The sequence below is a fragment of the Streptomyces sp. EDA2-14 genome (genome assembly GCF_054963755.1).
On the sequence record NZ_JBUEGE010000001.1, the window covers coordinates 684961 to 699935 of the forward strand.

Sequence of the window (14975 nt, forward strand, 5' to 3'; positions counted from 1 at the left end):
CGGTGCCCCCGTGACGTCAGCCCCGGACCCCGAGCCGATACACGGTCTCCGACCGATACACGTCCCCCGGCCGCAGCACGGTCGACGGAAACTCGCTCCGATTCGGCGCATCCGGAAAGTGCTGTGTCTCCAACGCGATCCCGTCGCCGGGGGCGAACGGCAGCGATGCGTCGAACCCGTCCGAGGTGTAGAGCTGCACCCCCGGCTCGGTCGTGGCCACACCCAGCACCCGCCCCGACGCCGGATCGTGCAGCTCGGCCACCTCCACTGCCTCGCCGCTCACCCCCTTGTCGAGCACATAGTTGTGGTCGTACCCGGCACCGACCTTCCGGCTCTCCCGGAAGTCGAACCGCGTCCCGGTCACATCGAGCAGCTCACCGGTCGGAATGAGCACCTCGTCGACGGCGGTCACGCGCCCACCGTCGATCCGCAGCTCGTGCCCGCCCGCCGCGCTCCCGGAGGTGGCCCCGCCGAGGTTCCAGTACGTGTGGTTGGTCAGGTTCACCGGCGTCGGCGCGTCGGTGACGGCCTCGTAGCCGATCCGCAGCACCCCGCCCGCCGCCAGCTCGTACGTCACCGAGACCTCGACCCGGCCGGGGTACCCCTCCTCGCCGTGCGGCGACACGCGGCTCAGCCGCACCCCGTGCTCACCGACGGCCTCCGCGTCCCACACCCGCTTGTCGAAGCCGCGCTCGCCGCCGTGCAGCGCGTTCGGACCGTTGTTCTGCGCGAGGCGGTGGACCCGGCCGTCGAGCGTGAACCGGCCGCCCGCGATCCGGTTCGCGTACCGCCCGACCACGGCGCCCAGATACGGCTCCGGGTGCGTCAGATACCCGTCCAGATCGGCGAACCCGAGCACCACGTCGGCGACGGCGCCGTCCCGGTCGGGCGCCTCCACGGATTGCAGGATCGCGCCGTACGTCAGGACGCGTACCCGCACGTCGTCCCGGTCCAGGGTCCAGCGGTGGACGGGCGTGCGGTCGGGGCCCGGCAGGGTGCCGAAGAGTTCGCTGCGCATGATCGTGACCCTACGCTCGGCTGCCCGGACCTCAGCCGAGAGGTTCCTTCGGCTGCCCGGCCGTCGGCTGCTCGGCCGTCACCCCGCGGTACGCGAGCGCGGCGAGCCGGGCCTGACCGTCCACGCTCGGGTGGAACCAGTCCCACTCGCTCAACTGCGCCTGCCCGAACCTGTACCCGAACACGGCCCCGCCGTCGTACCGGCACTTCTTGTCCTTCGCGCAGACCTCGCGCAGCACCTTGTTGTACGCCACCACGCGCGCCTGGACGGAGTCCCGCCGCGCGGTGGCCGCGGAGTTCAGGTCGTCCGGATCGGCCAGCATCGACGCGCAGATGCCGAGCTTCCACACCTGCTTGCCCAGCGGATTCGCCCGCCCCTGCGACCAGAGCCGCTTCAGGTCCGGCACGCTCAGCACGTACACCTGCGCCTTGGGTGCCGTGCGCCGCAACTGCCGCAGCGACTCCTGGAAGTCGGCCCGGAACTCCGGTACGGGTGTCATCCCGGCGGCCGACGGCCGGCACGCGTCGTTCGACCCGGCCATGACCGTCACGAGATCCGGCCTCTCGGCCGCCGCCCGGCTCATCTGCGCAGGCAAATCGGCCATTCGGGCCCCGGTCCGCGCGTGGTTCCAACTGTGCGTCTCGGCGCGCGCCCTGCCGAGCAGCCGCACGGCGAGGCTCTTGACCGACTTGTTGGTCCCCGTCGCCCACGACACCTCGGGGCAGTCGGAGAGTACCGAGCAGGCGTCGAAGCCGCGTGTGATCGAGTCGCCCACCGCGGCAACCGACCGTGGAGACGTGTCCCACGTGGGGGTGGGCTTCGGCGACGGCTTCGCGCTGGTCGCGGAGCCCGAAGGGCCGGGGGAGTTGTCCCCCGTGCTGTCGCACGCGGCGAGCGGGGCGACACCGACCGCGACCGCCAGCGCGGCGGCGACAGCGGCCCGAACGGCGAACGGCCGGTCGCTACGCTCCCGCATCAACCCTCCTGCCCTTTCGCTCACCCCATACCGATCCCGATCCGTCTGACGGTGTACGCGCGAGCGGGGTTGCGTCCCGCCGGGTGAAAGCTCGGTGTTTGTGGGCCCCCGGACCGACAGTACGTCACACTCCTTGCACCGCTGCGCGATAGCCTCGCCCCGGGATCCTCGGTCGACCCACTGAGAGCCCGCTGTACCGGTTCCGCTAAATTACTACACGTCAGATGTGTCCCTTTTGTCTGGACCGTTTCGTTCCGGGTGAGAGGGAAGAAGGCTCGGCACGGGCGCGAGGCCGCTGGGGAAGGCGAACCTCGACCCACACTGGAGGTCCGGTGACGACACGTGGAGTTCTGTACGTGCACTCCGCTCCGCGCGCGCTGTGCCCGCACGTCGAATGGGCGGTCGCGGGTGTACTCGGCGCGCGCGTCAGCCTCGACTGGATCAGGCAGCCCGCGGCGCCGGGCACCTGGAGATCAGAGTTCTCCTGGCGGGCCGAGGCGGGCACCGCGGCCAAGCTGGCCTCCGCGCTGCGCGGCTGGCAGCTGCTGCGCTTCGAGGTGACGGCCGAACCCTGCGCCACCGCCGAGGGCGAGCGCTACAGCGCCACCCCCGAACTCGGCATCTTCCACGCCATCACCGGCATCCACGGCGACATCCTCATCCCGGAGGACCGTCTGAGGGCCGCACTGACCCGCTCCACGGCCGGCGAGACGGACCTGGAGGCCGAGCTCGCCAAGCTCCTCGGCAAGCCCTGGGACGACGAACTGGAGCCTTTCCGCTACGCCGGCGAGGGCGCCCCGGTGAGGTGGCTCCACCAGGTGGTGTGAGCTTGCGGTGGGGCTGAGGGCGGGCCGCCCGGGGGCGCGGGGAACTGCGCAAACCGGCACCGCGACAAGCCGCACACACGAGCGCGAACCGAGGGACACGTAAGCAGGCGAAAAACGAAGTGGGCCCGCCCGGAAACCCGGGGCGGGCCCACTCCCACGTTCAGCGGAGCGCTAGATCGTGCGGAAGGCCAGCACCACGTTGTGGCCACCGAAGCCGAACGAGTCGTTCAGCGCGGCGATCCGGCCGTCGACCGGCAGCTTGCGCGCCTCGCCGCGGACGACGTCGGCGGTGCCCTCGGCCTCCGGGTCGAGGTTCTCGACGTTGATGGTCGGCGGAGCCATGCGGTTGTACAGCGCGAGCACCGACGCCACGGACTCGACACCACCGGCGCCGCCGAGCAGGTGCCCGGTCATCGACTTGGTGCCGGAGACGGCGAAGTGGTCGGTGTCGTCACCGAACACCTTGCGCAGCGCCTTCAGCTCGGCGATGTCACCGGCGGGCGTCGACGTCGCGTGCGCGTTGACGTGGACGATCTCCGCCGGGTCGAGGTCGGTGTTGTCCAGCAGGTTCTGCAGGGCGTGCGCGATGCCGCGGCCCTCCGGCTCCGGCTGCACGATGTCGTGGCTGTCGGCGGAGATGCCCTGGCCGACCGCCTCCGCGTAGACGCGGGCGCCGCGCTTGGCGGCGTGCTCGGCCGACTCCAGAACGATGACACCGGCGCCCTCACCGAGGACGAAGCCGTCCCGGGCGGTGTCGTAGGGGCGCGAAGCACCCTGTGGGTCCTCGTTGTTCTTGGACATCGCCATCATGTTGCCGAACGCGGCGATGGGCAGCGGGTGGATGGCCGCCTCCGTGCCACCGCAGACGACGACGTCGGCGCGACCGGTACGGATCATCTCGATGCCGTAGCCGATGGCCTCGGCGCCCGAGGCGCAGGCGGAGACCGGCGTGTGCACACCCGCGCGGGCGTTCACGGCCAGACCCACGTTGGCCGAGGGGCCGTTGGGCATCAGCATCGGCACGGTGTGCGGGGAGACGCGGCGTACGCCCTTCTCCTTCAGCACGTCGTACTGGTCGAGGAGCGTGGTCACACCACCGATGCCGGACGCGATGACGGCGCCCAGACGGTCGGGGTCGACACTCGGGTCGTCGCCCGCCTTGTCGGTGAAACCGGCGTCGGCCCACGCTTCCTTGGCGGCGATCAGCGCGAACTGCGCGGAGCGGTCCAGCTTGCGGGCCTGCGGGCGGGGAATGACCTCGCCCGGCTCCACGGCGACCGGCGCCGCGATGCGAACCGCCTGATCGGCGGCCCACTCCTGCTCAAGGGGCTTGACACCGGAACGTCCGGCGACCAGGCCCTCCCAGGTGGATGTCGCGTCGCCACCCAGCGGTGTGGTTGCGCCGATACCGGTGACGACCACGGTGCGATTGGTCGAGCTCACAGGAATTCTTTCTCCAACGGATACGAGGGATTCAGCGGCGCCACCGCCGGGTGGCGGAGCGACTGACCTTCAGGGTCTGAGGCTTGCGACTCAGTTCTGGTGGTCGAGGATGTACTTCGTGGCGTCGCCGACGGTCTTGAGGTTCTTGACGTCGTCGTCCGGGATCTTGACGTCGAAGCGCTCTTCGGCGGCGACGACGACCTCGACCATGGACAGCGAGTCGACGTCCAGGTCATCGGTGAAGGACTTGTCCAGCTGGACGTCCTCGGTGGGGATCCCGGCGATCTCGTTCACGATCTCGGCGAGACCGGCGACGATCTCTTCCTGAGTGGCGGCCATTGTGGCGCTCCTTCGGTGTGTATCCAGAGGGTGTGGCGGCATCGGTACGGATCCGAAGATCCGGACGTGATGCCTAGGGGAGGGTAACGACCGTGGCGGCGTATACGAGACCCGCCCCGAAGCCGATGACGAGCGCGGTGTCGCCGCTCTTCGCCTCGCCGGTCGCCAGAAGCCGCTCCATCGCGAGCGGAATCGAGGCGGCCGACGTGTTGCCGGTGGTGCGGATGTCACGGGCGACCGTGACGTGCTCCGGCAGTTTCAGAGTCTTCACCATCGAGTCGATGATCCGCTCGTTGGCCTGGTGGGGAATGAAGACATCCAGGTCGTCCGGGTTGATCCCGGCCGCGTCCAGCGCCTGCTGGGCGACCTTCGCCATCTCGAACACGGCCCAGCGGAACACCGCCTGGCCCTCCTGCGTGATCGCAGGGAACTTGATGTTGCCCTGGGAGTCCACGGGCAGCTGCGCCGCATCCGTGCCGTGGAACTCGTCCCACGGCATCGTCTGCTTGATGGTGCCGGCCTTGTCGCCCTCGGAACCCCACACGGTCGGGCCGATCGCGGGCTCCTGGGACGGTCCGACGATCACGGCACCGGCCCCGTCACCGAACAGGAAGGCCGTCGCGCGGTCCTCCAGGTCGGTCAGGTCGGAGAGCCGCTCCACGCCGATGACCAGCACGTGCTCGGCGCTGCCCTCGACGATCATGCCCTTGGCGAGGGTGAGCCCGTAGCCGAAGCCGGCGCAGCCGGCGGAGATGTCGAACGCGGCGGCCTTGTCCGTACCGAGCTTGTCCGCGATCTCCGTCGCGATGGCCGGCGTCTGCGCGAAGTGCGAGACGGTCGACACGACCACGGCGCCGATCTGCTCCGGCCGGATGCCCGCGTCGGCGATGGCCTTGCCGGACGCCTCGACCGACATCATCGCGACGGTCTCCTCGTCACCGGCCCAGTGGCGGGTGGAGATGCCGGAGCGCGAGCGGATCCACTCGTCGGACGAGTCGATCTTCTCGAGGATCACCTCGTTCGGCACGACCCGCGTCGGGCGGTAGCCGCCGACGCCGAGGATGCGCGCGTACGGGGCACCCTTGCTGGGCTTGATCTTCGACATGCTGCTCGGATCTCCTTCTCAGGCCGTGGCGTCGGTAGCTTCGGCGATCAGGGCGCGGGCCGCGTCGAGGTCGTCGGGGGTCTTCAGGGCGAGGGTCTTGACGCCGGGCAGCGCGCGCTTGGCGATCCCGGTGAGGGTGCCGCCCGGGCACACCTCGATGAGCGCGGTCACGCCGAGCTCCTTGAACGTCTCCATGCACAGGTCCCAGCGGACGGGGTTCGCGACCTGGCCGACCAGGCGGGAAACCACCTCGGAGCCGGTCGCGACGGCCTTGCCGTCCTTGTTCGAGACGTACGCGACCGCGGGGTCGGCCGGGGCCAGCTCCTTGGCGGCCTCCTCCAGCTTCGCCACGGCCGGCGCCATGTGCCGGGTGTGGAACGCGCCCGCCACCTTCAGCGGCACCACGCGCCGCACGCCCTCGGGCTTGTCGGCCTCGAGCGCGGCCAGCTCCTCCAGCGTGCCGGCGGCCACGATCTGGCCCGCGCCGTTCACATTCGCCGGAGTCAGGCCAAGCTTCTCCAGGTGCGGGACGGTGACCTCGGGGTCGCCGCCGAGCAGCGCCGACATCCCGGTCTCCGTGATCGCCGCGGCCTCGGCCATGGCCAGCCCACGCGTACGCACGAGCTTCAGCGCGGTCGTGTCGTCGAGCACCCCGGCGAACGCCGCGGCGGTGATCTCACCGACGCTGTGCCCCGCCACGGCGCCCGGCGCGACATCGCCGAGCGCGGAGGCCGAGAGCAACCCGGCCGCGACGAGGAGCGGCTGGGCGACGGCCGTGTCGCGGATCGCGTCCGCGTCGGCCTGCGTGCCGTAGTGGGCAAGGTCGAGGCCGATGGCGTCGGACCACGCGGCGAGGCGGTCCGCGGCACCGGGGAGTTCGAGCCAGGGAGTCAGGAAGCCGGGCGTCTGGGCGCCTTGGCCGGGAGCGACGAGTACGAGCACTCTCACACTCTCTCTTGGGGACGGGCCGGGCCGCCCGTGGGGACAGGGACGAAGAACCGAAGGGGGAATTGTAGGCCCCCGACAAAAGCCTACGGCTGGGGATCGGCCTCGGCCAGACGCCCCAGGATCAGGGCGATGCGCAGGGTGAAAGCCGAGCGAACGTCCGAGGGCGACCAGCCGGTGACGTCGGTCACACGTCGAAGCCGGTAGCGGACGGTATTCGGATGCACGAAGAGCATCCGCGCCGCGCCCTCCAGACTGCTTGCCTGCTCCAGGTAGACGCTGAGCGTTTCGAGGAGCGCCGAGCCCGCCTCCTCGAGCGGTCTGTAGATCTCCTCCACCAACTGGTCCCGCGCGGCGGGGTCCGAGGCGATCGCGCGCTCCGGAAGCAGATCGTCCGCCAGCACCGGGCGCGGCGCGTCCTGCCAGGCCCCGCACGCCTTGAGTCCGGCGGCCGCGGCCTGGGCGGACCGCGTGGCGGCCAACAGGTCCGGCACCACGGGCCCGGCGACCACGGGCCCCGCCGCGAACGGCCCGATCAGCGACTTCGCCACGGCCAGCGGATTGTCGCTGCCGCCCGCGATCACGACGAGCCGGTTCCCGAGCACCCCGGTCAGGACCTGCAGCTTGGCGTGGCGCGAAGCACGCCGGATCGCCTCCACCGTCAGCTCGCTGTCCCCGTCGGGCGCCGTGCCGAGCACCACGCACACGTGCTCGGGGGAGTTCCAGCCGAGCGCCGCGGCCCGGCTGACCGCGCCCTCGTCGGCCTCCCCGGACAGGACAGCGTTCACCACGAGCGACTCGAGCCGCGCGTCCCAGGCGCCCCGCGCCTCCGCCGCCTGCGCGTACACCTGGGCGGTCGCGAACGCGATCTCCCGCGCGTACACGAGCAGCGCCTCCCGCAGCACGCTCTCGTCGCCGGGCGCCGCCACCTCGTCGATGGCGGACTCCATGACCTCGATGGTCGTCCGCACCATCTCCACGGTCTGGCGCAGAGTGATCGCCCGGGTCAGCTCCCGCGGCGCGGTGCCGAACACGTCCGTCGAGATGGCCTGCGGGGCGTCCGGGTGCCTGAACCACTCGGTGAACGCGGCGATACCCGCCTGCGCCACCAGGCCGATCCACGACCGGTTCTCCGGAGGCATCGCCCGGTACCAGGGCAACGTCTCGTCCATGCGCGTGATCGCCTGCGCGGCGAGTGCCCCGGACGATTTCTCCAGGCGCTTCAGGGTCGCCGAGTGCGGATGAGGATCCGCGGGGCCGCCTTGACGGTCTGCTGGTTCGTTCGCTGAGGGCTGCTCTGATTCCGATTGGGGCACGGGGACAAGACTGCCTTATCGGGACGCCTCAGCGGAGTGGAGGGTCGGAGGTGGCCCCGGCGAACGGCTGGAATCGAGAGCTACCGTGTACCGCGTGATTGATGTACGCCGCTCCGGCGACCGCTACCCCGGCGGCGAACCCGCGGCGGGGATCGAATCCCTCCACGCGTTCTCCTTCGGCCCGCACTACGACCCGGACAACCTGCGCTTCGGTGCGATCCTCGCCTGCAACGAGGAGCGCCTCGCGCCGGGCGCCGGCTTCGACGAACACCCCCACAGCCACACGGAGATCGTCACCTGGGTCGTCACCGGCGAACTCACCCACCGCGACTCCACCGGTCACGAGTCCGTGGTCCGCCCCGGCGACGTGCAGCGCCTCAGCTCGGCCGGCGGCGTCCGCCACGTCGAACGCAACGACGGCGCCGAGCCCCTCACCTTCGTCCAGATGTGGCTCGCCCCCCTCGACCCGGGCGGCGACCCCGCGTACGAAGTGGTGCACGGCATCGCGGACTCGACCCCCTACGACGTCCCCGAGGCGGGCGCCATGCTGCACGTCCGGCGCCTGTCACCGGGTGAGCGCGGCGAGCTACCGGCCGCCCCGCATGTCTACGTCCACGTGGTGCGGGGTGAAGTGCAGCTCGCGGACACGGAGTTGACCGAGGGGGACGCCGCCCGTATCACCGCCGAGACCGACCTGGAGGTACTGGCGGCGACGGACGCGCAGCTGCTGATCTGGGAGATGGGCGAGTGATCCGGGGCGGGTGACACGCGGAGTGCGTGCCCGGTCCGGGTGACCCGAGGTGGGCCACCCGCGCCCGCGGTCACACCTCCGCGAGCACCGCGTCGGTGAACGGCGGCCACACCTCGGCCGCCCACGGCCCGAACGCCCGGTCCGTCAGCGCCACACACGCCACCCCGGCGTCCGGGTCCACCCACAGGAACGTGCCCGACTGCCCGAAGTGCCCGAACGTCCGCGGCGACGAGGAACCACCCGTCCAGTGCGGCGACTTGTGGTCCCGGATCTCGAAGCCGAGGCCCCAGTCGTTCGGGTTCTGGTGCCCGTACCCCGGAAGCACTCCCTTCGTGCCCGGGTACTGCACGGTCATCGCCTCGGCCACGGTCCGCGGATCGAGCAGCCGAGGCGCCTGCACCTCCGCGGCGAACCGCACCAGGTCGTCCACCGTCGACACACCGTCCTTGGCCGGCGACCCGTCGAGCGCCGTCGACACCATCCCCAGCGGCTCGAACACGGCCTGGCGCAGGTACTCGGCGAACGGAATGTCCGTCGCCTTCGCGATGTGGTCCCCGAGCACCTCGAAGCCCGCGTTCGAGTACAGCCGCCGCGTCCCAGGATCCGAGGTCACCTTGTGCTCGTCGAAGGCGAGGCCGCTGGTGTGTGCCAGCAGGTGCCGGACGGTCGCGCCCTCGGGGCCGGCCGGCTCATCGAGCTCGATCGCCCCTTCCTCGAACGCGACCAGCGCCGCGTAGGCCGCGAGCGGCTTGGTGACCGAGGCCAGCGGGAAACGGTGGGCCGTGGGCCCATGGGCCCCCAGTACCGTGCCGTCCGCACGGACGACGGCTGCTGCGGCGGTCGGTACCGGCCAGTTCTCGATCAACGCGAGGCTCTGCATGCGTACGAGCCTAATTCCTCGCCGACGACGTCAGAGCGTCAGCCTCATCGCGGGCGCGGGGGTGCGGACGAAGCCGAGGGAGGAGTACAGGGGCTCACCCTCCGCGGAGGCGTGCAGGTCGATGCGGCGGACGGCGCGCTCCTCGAACCAGGCCAGCAGCGCATCCATGCAGGCCCGCGAGTAGCCGCGGCGGCGGTAGGCGGGATCGGTGCACACATTGAAGACGTGGCCCGCAGTGCCCTCGGGATTGCCCGGACTGCCCAGGCTGAGGTTGATCGTGCCGGTCGCGCAGGCCGCGAGCGTGCCGGGGATATCCGGTGCCTCGACCACGAACACCGCCAACGGGCCACCCTCGTCGGCCAGATGGGACCGTAGGGCCTTCGCCGTGTACGGCTGCCATTCCACGTCGTCGCTCGGTCTCATCGCGTCCAGCATGATCTTGCGCAGGCGGACCAGTTCCTCGGCGTCGGCAGGTGCGGCGCGGCGTACGGCAGTCATGGCCCGCACCGTAACCGGGCCGTCTGCGAGGCGTCGTCCCGATTTTCCGCGCCGCGTTCCGGTACTGCGCTTGCTTGGAGTGCACTCCAAGGTTCTAGCGTGGGGGCCATGACGGTGATGGAGACCACGCCCCGGTCCCGCGCGGCGACCCGGAAGACCGACGACTGTGCCGCGGCGCCACCCCCGCGCCCCCGCCCCGAGGGCCGCGACCACTACACCATCAGCGAAGTCGTCGCCCTTACCGGACTGACCGCCCACACCTTGCGCTGGTACGAGCGGATCGGCCTGATGCCCGACGTCGACCGCTCGCACACCGGGCAGCGCCGCTACAGCAATCGCGACCTGGACTGGCTGGCCCTCGTCGGCAAGCTCCGCCTCACCGGGATGCCGGTGGCCGACATGGTGCGCTACGCCGAGCTCGTACGCCGGGGCGAGCAGACCTTCGACGAGCGCAGGGAACTGCTCGAAGCGACCCGCCGCGACGTCCTGAACCGGATGGCCGAACTGCAAGGCACCCTGGCCGTACTGGACTACAAGATCGACATCTATGCGGGCGCCCGACCGGCGTCGGAGAGGGCGTGAACCGCATGAGCAGCACGGAGCGGACGCCGCAGGCGGGCGAGCAGCAGCGCATCTCCACTGTTGAGTTGGGAAACAACGGGCCCGTGGTGGGCACTCAGGGCCTCGGCTGCATGGGAATGAGCTGGGCCTATGGACCGACGGATGTCGACGAGGCCAGGGCCACCCTGGAGCGGGCCCTCGAACTCGGCGTCACCCTGTACGACACCGCCGACGCCTACGGTGCCGGTGAGAACGAGAAGTTCCTCTCTCCCTTCGTCAAGGCGCACCGGGACGAGGTCGTCCTGGCGACCAAATTCGCCATCGGGTCCGATCCGAGCGACCCGTACAAGCGCGTCATCAACAACGACCCCGCCTACATCAGGACCTGCATCGACGCCAGCCTCCAACGCCTGGGCGTCGACTCGGTCGACCTGTACTACATGCACCGCCGCGACCCGAAGGTGCCGATCGAGGAGTCGGTCGGCGCGATGGCCGAACTCGTCGCCGCCGGCAAGGTGAAGCACCTCGGCCTGAGCGAGGTGACCGCCGCCGAACTGCGTGCCGCCCACGCTGTCCATCCGATCGCGGCCGTCCAGTCCGAGTGGTCGCTGTTCAGCCGCGACATCGAACGCTCGGTCGTGCCCGCCGCCGCGGAACTCGGCGTCGCACTCGTCCCGTACTCGCCGCTCGGCCGCGGCTTCCTCACCGGAGCCTTCGTCTCCGCCGACAAGGAACTCGCCGACGACGACTTCCGCCGCCAACAGCCCCGCTTCACCGGGGACAACGCCGCCGCCAACGCGGCCCTGTTGGAACCGGTCCGGCAGGTCGCCGAGACCCACGGCGCCTCACTCGGCCAGATCGCCCTGGCCTGGGTGCAGCAGCAGGCGCAGACCTTCGGCCTCGGTGTCGTCCCGATCCCCGGCACACGCAAGCGCTCGCGTGTCGAGGAGAACACCGCCGCCACCCGCATCGTGCTCACCGAGCAGGAACTGTCGCTCCTCGAGCCGATCGCCTCCAAGGTCGCCGGTGACCGCTACGCGGACATGACCCCCACATCGGCGGGCCGCGAGTAGCCGGGCCACCACAGGGGCGGTTCGGGCTCGTGGTGGCGGCGCCCCTCATGCCAACCCCAGCGCGAACACCGCGAATCCGGCGGCCAGCAGGCCGGCCAGCGCCCGCCGCCCCCGACTCACCTGCTGCCACGGTGACTCGAAGCCCCGCGCGTAGCGACCTATCAGGACGAGCAGCGCCGCGAACAGCGGCAGCCACGCGAGGCGGATCGCTATCCAGGCAAGCGTGTCCGGTGCCGTCGTGAGCCCCGGTATCGCGCCCGCGAAGGAGCCCGGTATCGCGGCCGCGAGCAGCGCCGTCTGGTGCCAGCACAGGATGGTCATCGCCGACAGGTTGATGACCACGACCGGTGCCCACAGGGCAGGGCGGCGCAGCAGCTTGGCCATGCGGTCCCGCAGCAGGATCGCCGCGCCGCTCTGTGCGGCCGCAAGGGCGAGGACCAACAGCGACGGCGGGTGGGAGTTCGTCCGCACCTCACCCGGCACCCCGACCATCGACGCCGGGTAGTGGAAGAGCAGCAGCAGGGCCGCGAACAGAGCCGATCCACCGATGAGCAGTATCCGGGCTCCCCGCTTTCCGAGCTTCTTCTCACCCCAGCAGACGCCCAGTTGGTAGGCGAACATCCAGCCCGGCAGGAGGTTGAGCAGGCTCAACCACGACGGCATGGCCGACGCGAAGGGGCCGTACCGGAGGAAGTCGACGACGGCGACCGATCCGATCAGGGGAACCGCGGACCAGGCACCGAGCCGATGCGCCGCTTTGACGCACCACGGAGTGAGCGCGGTGATCACGGTGTACACGCCGACGAACCACAGCGGCTGTATCACCAGGGTGGAAGCCGTGTGCAGCGTCGCCAGGGGCACGCCGAGGGCGTACAGCAGGGAAGCCATCGCCGCCCACACAGCGGTCACGCCCAGCACGGGGCGGCCCAGACGGGCGAGCCTGCCCCGCAGCCACCCGGCCGTCGACGTGCCCCGCTCGCCCGCCCGCCGGTAGGACAGAACCGATGCGTAACCGCCCACGAGGAAGAAGACCCCGAGCATCTGCAACACCCAACTGAGCGGTGCGAAGAAGCCGAAGCTGCTCAGTGGGCTCGCATTGTGCAGGGCGCCTTGCGTGTCCAGAGAGAAGCCGGCGAGCAGCCAGTGGCCCGTGGGGACGGCCAGCAGGGCCAAGGCCCGCAGCCCGTCCACCGCCCGGTCCCGGTGGGCCGGGGTCTTCGCGTCGATGGAGGCGATGGCCGAGGACACGGAAGCACGGAGAGAAGTGGCGGTCATGACGCAGCTCCGGTGGAGATGTCGGCGAAGGCGCGCAGCGAGTCCGTGCCCGGCGCGAAGTAGCCCGTGTGTCCCCGGGCGTGCTCGGCCGGGATCCGGCGGGCGCCGAAGGACGGGTCGGTCGGATCGGTTCCGTGCCCCAGGCCGAACAGTTCGACGTTCGGCACCTTGCCGATCCAGTCACTGTCGTCCCGAGCCGCCCACACCCTGGCGCGGGTGTGCAGATCGGCCACCGAGTCGGCCCGGAGGCCCGGCGAACCGAGGGCCACGAGGTCGGATGCGGGCAGCCGGGGCGCGGCCAGCCCGCACACCACCGACCCGTAGCTGTGGCAGAAGACGGTGGGCTTCGGGGCACCCGCCGCGGTGAGGCCCTGCACGAAGCGGGCCAGTCTCGGCGCTCCCGCCTCCGCGAGCCGGCCCGTGGCGGCATCCGGGCCGAGCCCCACTGGCGTGGTGTAGCCGACCCACGCCACCACGGCCGTCGGTCCCTCCGCCGCGCGGTGCAGGGAACGCGCCATTCCGGCCGGAGTTCCGTACACGTCCGTGGTCCGGTCGAAAGTGTCCAGGTCGATGTCGGAGCCCGGCACGATCACGGAAACATGCCGAGCGGCCGCCAAGTCCCCGTAGACCTCCGCCACCTGGCCGCGTCCGCGAGGGTCGAAGGCAAGTATGTGGCGCTCCTGCGCGAGCAGTTGAGCGCAGCGGTCGGCGAGCGCACGAGCCGAGGACCGCTGCTGCTCGGTGAGCGAGCGGTTCTTGGCCCGGGCGCGCGCTCGGGTCTGCTCGGCCTTAAGCGCGAGCGTGTTCGCCTCGTAGCGCAGACCGACCGGGGCACCGTCCAGATTGCCGACCACCGACGGGTGTCGCGCGACCAGATCGTGCCGCTCCGCCCCGCTCAACCCACGGAAGAATGCGGCGACTTGTACGGGAGAAGTCTTCGCGGGATCAGGGAGCCTGCCGCCCAGCGAGTCGTCCGCGCGCCACGAGGCGGTGCCCGGGGGAGGTCCGGTGAGCGGGCGCTGTTCCTGCCCCGCTGCCCAACCTGCCGTCCCGGACACGACGAGTGCCGTGAGCACGGCGGTTGCCACGGCGCGGCGACCGCGTTTCTTCCAAAAGCCCAGGCCCATCGCCCGTCTCCCCTTCGTCCAGTGGTGTGACGAGGGGAAGGTAGGAGTACGGACGCGGTCGATACGTCACACCGCGGAGCCAACTCGCCCTTGGTACCTGGGTATTCACCAGTGATACCCCAGTAGGGGGTAGGGCCTCTCAGGCGCGGGAAGTCACTGGTCGCCGGGTGCTACGAGGCCCGATTCATACGCGAAGATCACGGCCTGCGCGCGGTCCCGCAGCCCCAACTTCGCCAGCACACGGCCGATGTGCGTCTTCACCGTCTGCTCGGCCAGCACCAACTTCTGCGCGATCTCCTGATTGGAGAGCCCGCGCGCGATCAGCTCCAGAACCTCCGCCTCGCGCGGCGTCAGGCTCTTCAGCAACGGAGAGTGGCTCTTGCGATGTGCGGAGCGGGTCTTGGCGAAGTCCGCGATGAGGCGCTTGGTGACCGTCGGCGCGAGCAGTGCCTCGCCGGCCGCGATCACCCGCACCGCGGCGATCAGATCGCTCGGCGGTGCGTCCTTGAGCAGAAAGCCGGACGCGCCCGCCCGCAGCGCGGCGTACACGTAGTCGTCGACGTCGAACGTGGTGAGCATCAGCACCTTGGGCCGGTGCACCACGCCGGGCGGCGGGTCCAGCAGTTCCTTCGCCGCGGCCAGCCCGTCCATCTCGGGCATCCGCACATCCATGAGGACGACATCGGGATGCGTGGAGCGGCTCACCTCGACGCCCTCCCTGCCGTCCGGGGCCTCGCCCACGACGTCGATGTCGCTCTGCGCGTTCAGTAGCGCGGCGAAGCCCGCCCGCACCATGCTCTGGTCGTCGACGATGATCACGCGGATGGTCATGCGTGCCGAA

General features: G+C 70.7%; 16 protein-coding genes. 4 read left to right on the forward strand and 12 right to left on the reverse strand.

The genetic code is table 11. The features are described 5' to 3' along the window. Positions 1–16: 16 nt before the first annotated feature. Both ACY34M_RS02975 and ACY34M_RS02980 read right to left on the reverse strand, forming a co-directional pair. Positions 17–1018, reverse strand: a complete 1002-nt coding sequence (locus tag ACY34M_RS02975; RefSeq protein WP_462717448.1) for an aldose epimerase family protein — start codon at positions 1016–1018, stop codon at positions 17–19. Between the two features lie 31 nt (positions 1019–1049). Continuing rightward, entirely contained in the window at positions 1050–1994 is a 945-nt protein-coding gene (locus tag ACY34M_RS02980) for an SGNH/GDSL hydrolase family protein (protein WP_462717449.1), read from the reverse strand. A 332-nt stretch (positions 1995–2326) separates the two neighbouring features. On the opposite strand from ACY34M_RS02980, the gene ACY34M_RS02985 reads away from it, so the two are divergent. Continuing rightward, entirely contained in the window at positions 2327–2821 is a 495-nt protein-coding gene (locus ACY34M_RS02985; protein ID WP_462717450.1) for a DUF3145 domain-containing protein, read from the forward strand. A 171-nt stretch (positions 2822–2992) separates the two neighbouring features. Here ACY34M_RS02985 and ACY34M_RS02990 read toward each other — a convergent pair whose 3' ends face one another. The 5 genes from ACY34M_RS02990 to ACY34M_RS03010 form a co-directional block, all read right to left on the reverse strand. Next, on the reverse strand, positions 2993–4264 hold the full coding sequence (locus tag ACY34M_RS02990; RefSeq protein ID WP_462717451.1) for a beta-ketoacyl-[acyl-carrier-protein] synthase family protein: 1272 nt from the start codon (positions 4262–4264) through the stop codon (positions 2993–2995). A 90-nt stretch (positions 4265–4354) separates the two neighbouring features. Further along, positions 4355–4603 carry an acyl carrier protein gene (locus ACY34M_RS02995; protein ID WP_266720003.1) on the reverse strand — a complete coding sequence of 83 codons (249 nt, stop codon included), beginning with the start codon at positions 4601–4603 and terminating at the stop codon, positions 4355–4357. A 73-nt stretch (positions 4604–4676) separates the two neighbouring features. Next, positions 4677–5708: a beta-ketoacyl-ACP synthase 3 gene (locus ACY34M_RS03000; RefSeq protein ID WP_462717452.1), complete on the reverse strand. Its 1032-nt coding sequence runs from the start codon at positions 5706–5708 to the stop codon at positions 4677–4679. An 18-nt stretch (positions 5709–5726) separates the two neighbouring features. Next, positions 5727–6650 (reverse strand): ACP S-malonyltransferase, encoded by a 924-nt coding sequence (locus ACY34M_RS03005; RefSeq protein ID WP_462717453.1) that lies wholly within the window; start codon positions 6648–6650, stop codon positions 5727–5729. An 89-nt stretch (positions 6651–6739) separates the two neighbouring features. After that, on the reverse strand, positions 6740–7969 hold the full coding sequence (locus ACY34M_RS03010) for a PucR family transcriptional regulator (protein WP_462717454.1): 1230 nt from the start codon (positions 7967–7969) through the stop codon (positions 6740–6742). 97 nt (positions 7970–8066) lie between these two features. Here ACY34M_RS03010 and ACY34M_RS03015 point away from each other — a divergent pair, with 97 nt between their 5' ends. Next, positions 8067–8720, forward strand: a complete 654-nt coding sequence (locus ACY34M_RS03015) for a pirin family protein (RefSeq protein ID WP_462717716.1) — start codon at positions 8067–8069, stop codon at positions 8718–8720. 70 nt (positions 8721–8790) lie between these two features. Here ACY34M_RS03015 and ACY34M_RS03020 read toward each other — a convergent pair whose 3' ends face one another. Both ACY34M_RS03020 and ACY34M_RS03025 read right to left on the reverse strand, forming a co-directional pair. Next, positions 8791–9600 carry a serine hydrolase domain-containing protein gene (locus ACY34M_RS03020; protein ID WP_462717455.1) on the reverse strand — a complete coding sequence of 270 codons (810 nt, stop codon included), beginning with the start codon at positions 9598–9600 and terminating at the stop codon, positions 8791–8793. Between the two features lie 30 nt (positions 9601–9630). After that, complete coding sequence (locus ACY34M_RS03025) at positions 9631–10098, reverse strand: GNAT family N-acetyltransferase (protein WP_462717456.1); 468 nt, start codon at positions 10096–10098, stop codon at positions 9631–9633. Between the two features lie 108 nt (positions 10099–10206). Between ACY34M_RS03025 and ACY34M_RS03030 the strand changes: the two genes are divergently transcribed. Together ACY34M_RS03030 and ACY34M_RS03035 are read left to right on the forward strand one after the other, a co-directional pair. Further along, a complete protein-coding gene (locus ACY34M_RS03030) occupies positions 10207–10680 on the forward strand; it encodes a MerR family transcriptional regulator (protein WP_462717457.1) in 474 nt (157 codons plus the stop codon). Between the two features lie 5 nt (positions 10681–10685). After that, positions 10686–11732, forward strand: coding sequence for an aldo/keto reductase (locus tag ACY34M_RS03035; RefSeq protein ID WP_462717458.1), 1047 nt, complete (start codon positions 10686–10688; stop codon positions 11730–11732). A 45-nt stretch (positions 11733–11777) separates the two neighbouring features. Here ACY34M_RS03035 and ACY34M_RS03040 read toward each other — a convergent pair whose 3' ends face one another. The 3 genes from ACY34M_RS03040 to ACY34M_RS03050 form a co-directional block, all read right to left on the reverse strand. Further along, positions 11778–13007 carry an acyltransferase family protein gene (locus ACY34M_RS03040; RefSeq protein ID WP_462717459.1) on the reverse strand — a complete coding sequence of 410 codons (1230 nt, stop codon included), beginning with the start codon at positions 13005–13007 and terminating at the stop codon, positions 11778–11780. Next, a complete protein-coding gene (locus ACY34M_RS03045) occupies positions 13004–14134 on the reverse strand; it encodes an alpha/beta hydrolase (protein WP_462717460.1) in 1131 nt (376 codons plus the stop codon). The genes ACY34M_RS03040 and ACY34M_RS03045 overlap by 4 nt, the downstream gene beginning before the upstream one ends. Positions 14135–14287: 153 nt before the next feature. Next, positions 14288–14965, reverse strand: coding sequence for a response regulator (locus ACY34M_RS03050; RefSeq protein WP_462717461.1), 678 nt, complete (start codon positions 14963–14965; stop codon positions 14288–14290). Positions 14966–14975 lie beyond the last annotated feature (10 nt).

Bases quoted from the DNA above. Each gene is read 5' to 3' on its own strand.
- ACY34M_RS02975 (WP_462717448.1), bottom strand. From the start codon at position 1,018: ATGCGCAGCGAACTCTTCGGCACCCTGCCGGGCCCCGACCGCACGCCC.
- ACY34M_RS02995 (WP_266720003.1), bottom strand. From the start codon at position 4,603: ATGGCCGCCACTCAGGAAGAGATCGTCGCCGGTCTCGCCGAGATCGTG.
- ACY34M_RS03040 (WP_462717459.1), bottom strand. From the start codon at position 13,007: ATGACCGCCACTTCTCTCCGTGCTTCCGTGTCCTCGGCCATCGCCTCC.
- ACY34M_RS03050 (WP_462717461.1), bottom strand. From the start codon at position 14,965: ATGACCATCCGCGTGATCATCGTCGACGACCAGAGCATGGTGCGGGCG.
- ACY34M_RS03000 (WP_462717452.1), bottom strand. From the start codon at position 5,708: ATGTCGAAGATCAAGCCCAGCAAGGGTGCCCCGTACGCGCGCATCCTC.
- ACY34M_RS03030 (WP_462717457.1), top strand. From the start codon at position 10,207: ATGACGGTGATGGAGACCACGCCCCGGTCCCGCGCGGCGACCCGGAAG.
- ACY34M_RS03020 (WP_462717455.1), bottom strand. From the start codon at position 9,600: ATGCAGAGCCTCGCGTTGATCGAGAACTGGCCGGTACCGACCGCCGCA.
- ACY34M_RS03045 (WP_462717460.1), bottom strand. From the start codon at position 14,134: ATGGGCCTGGGCTTTTGGAAGAAACGCGGTCGCCGCGCCGTGGCAACC.
- ACY34M_RS03035 (WP_462717458.1), top strand. From the start codon at position 10,686: ATGAGCAGCACGGAGCGGACGCCGCAGGCGGGCGAGCAGCAGCGCATC.
- ACY34M_RS02980 (WP_462717449.1), bottom strand. From the start codon at position 1,994: ATGCGGGAGCGTAGCGACCGGCCGTTCGCCGTTCGGGCCGCTGTCGCC.
- ACY34M_RS03025 (WP_462717456.1), bottom strand. From the start codon at position 10,098: ATGACTGCCGTACGCCGCGCCGCACCTGCCGACGCCGAGGAACTGGTC.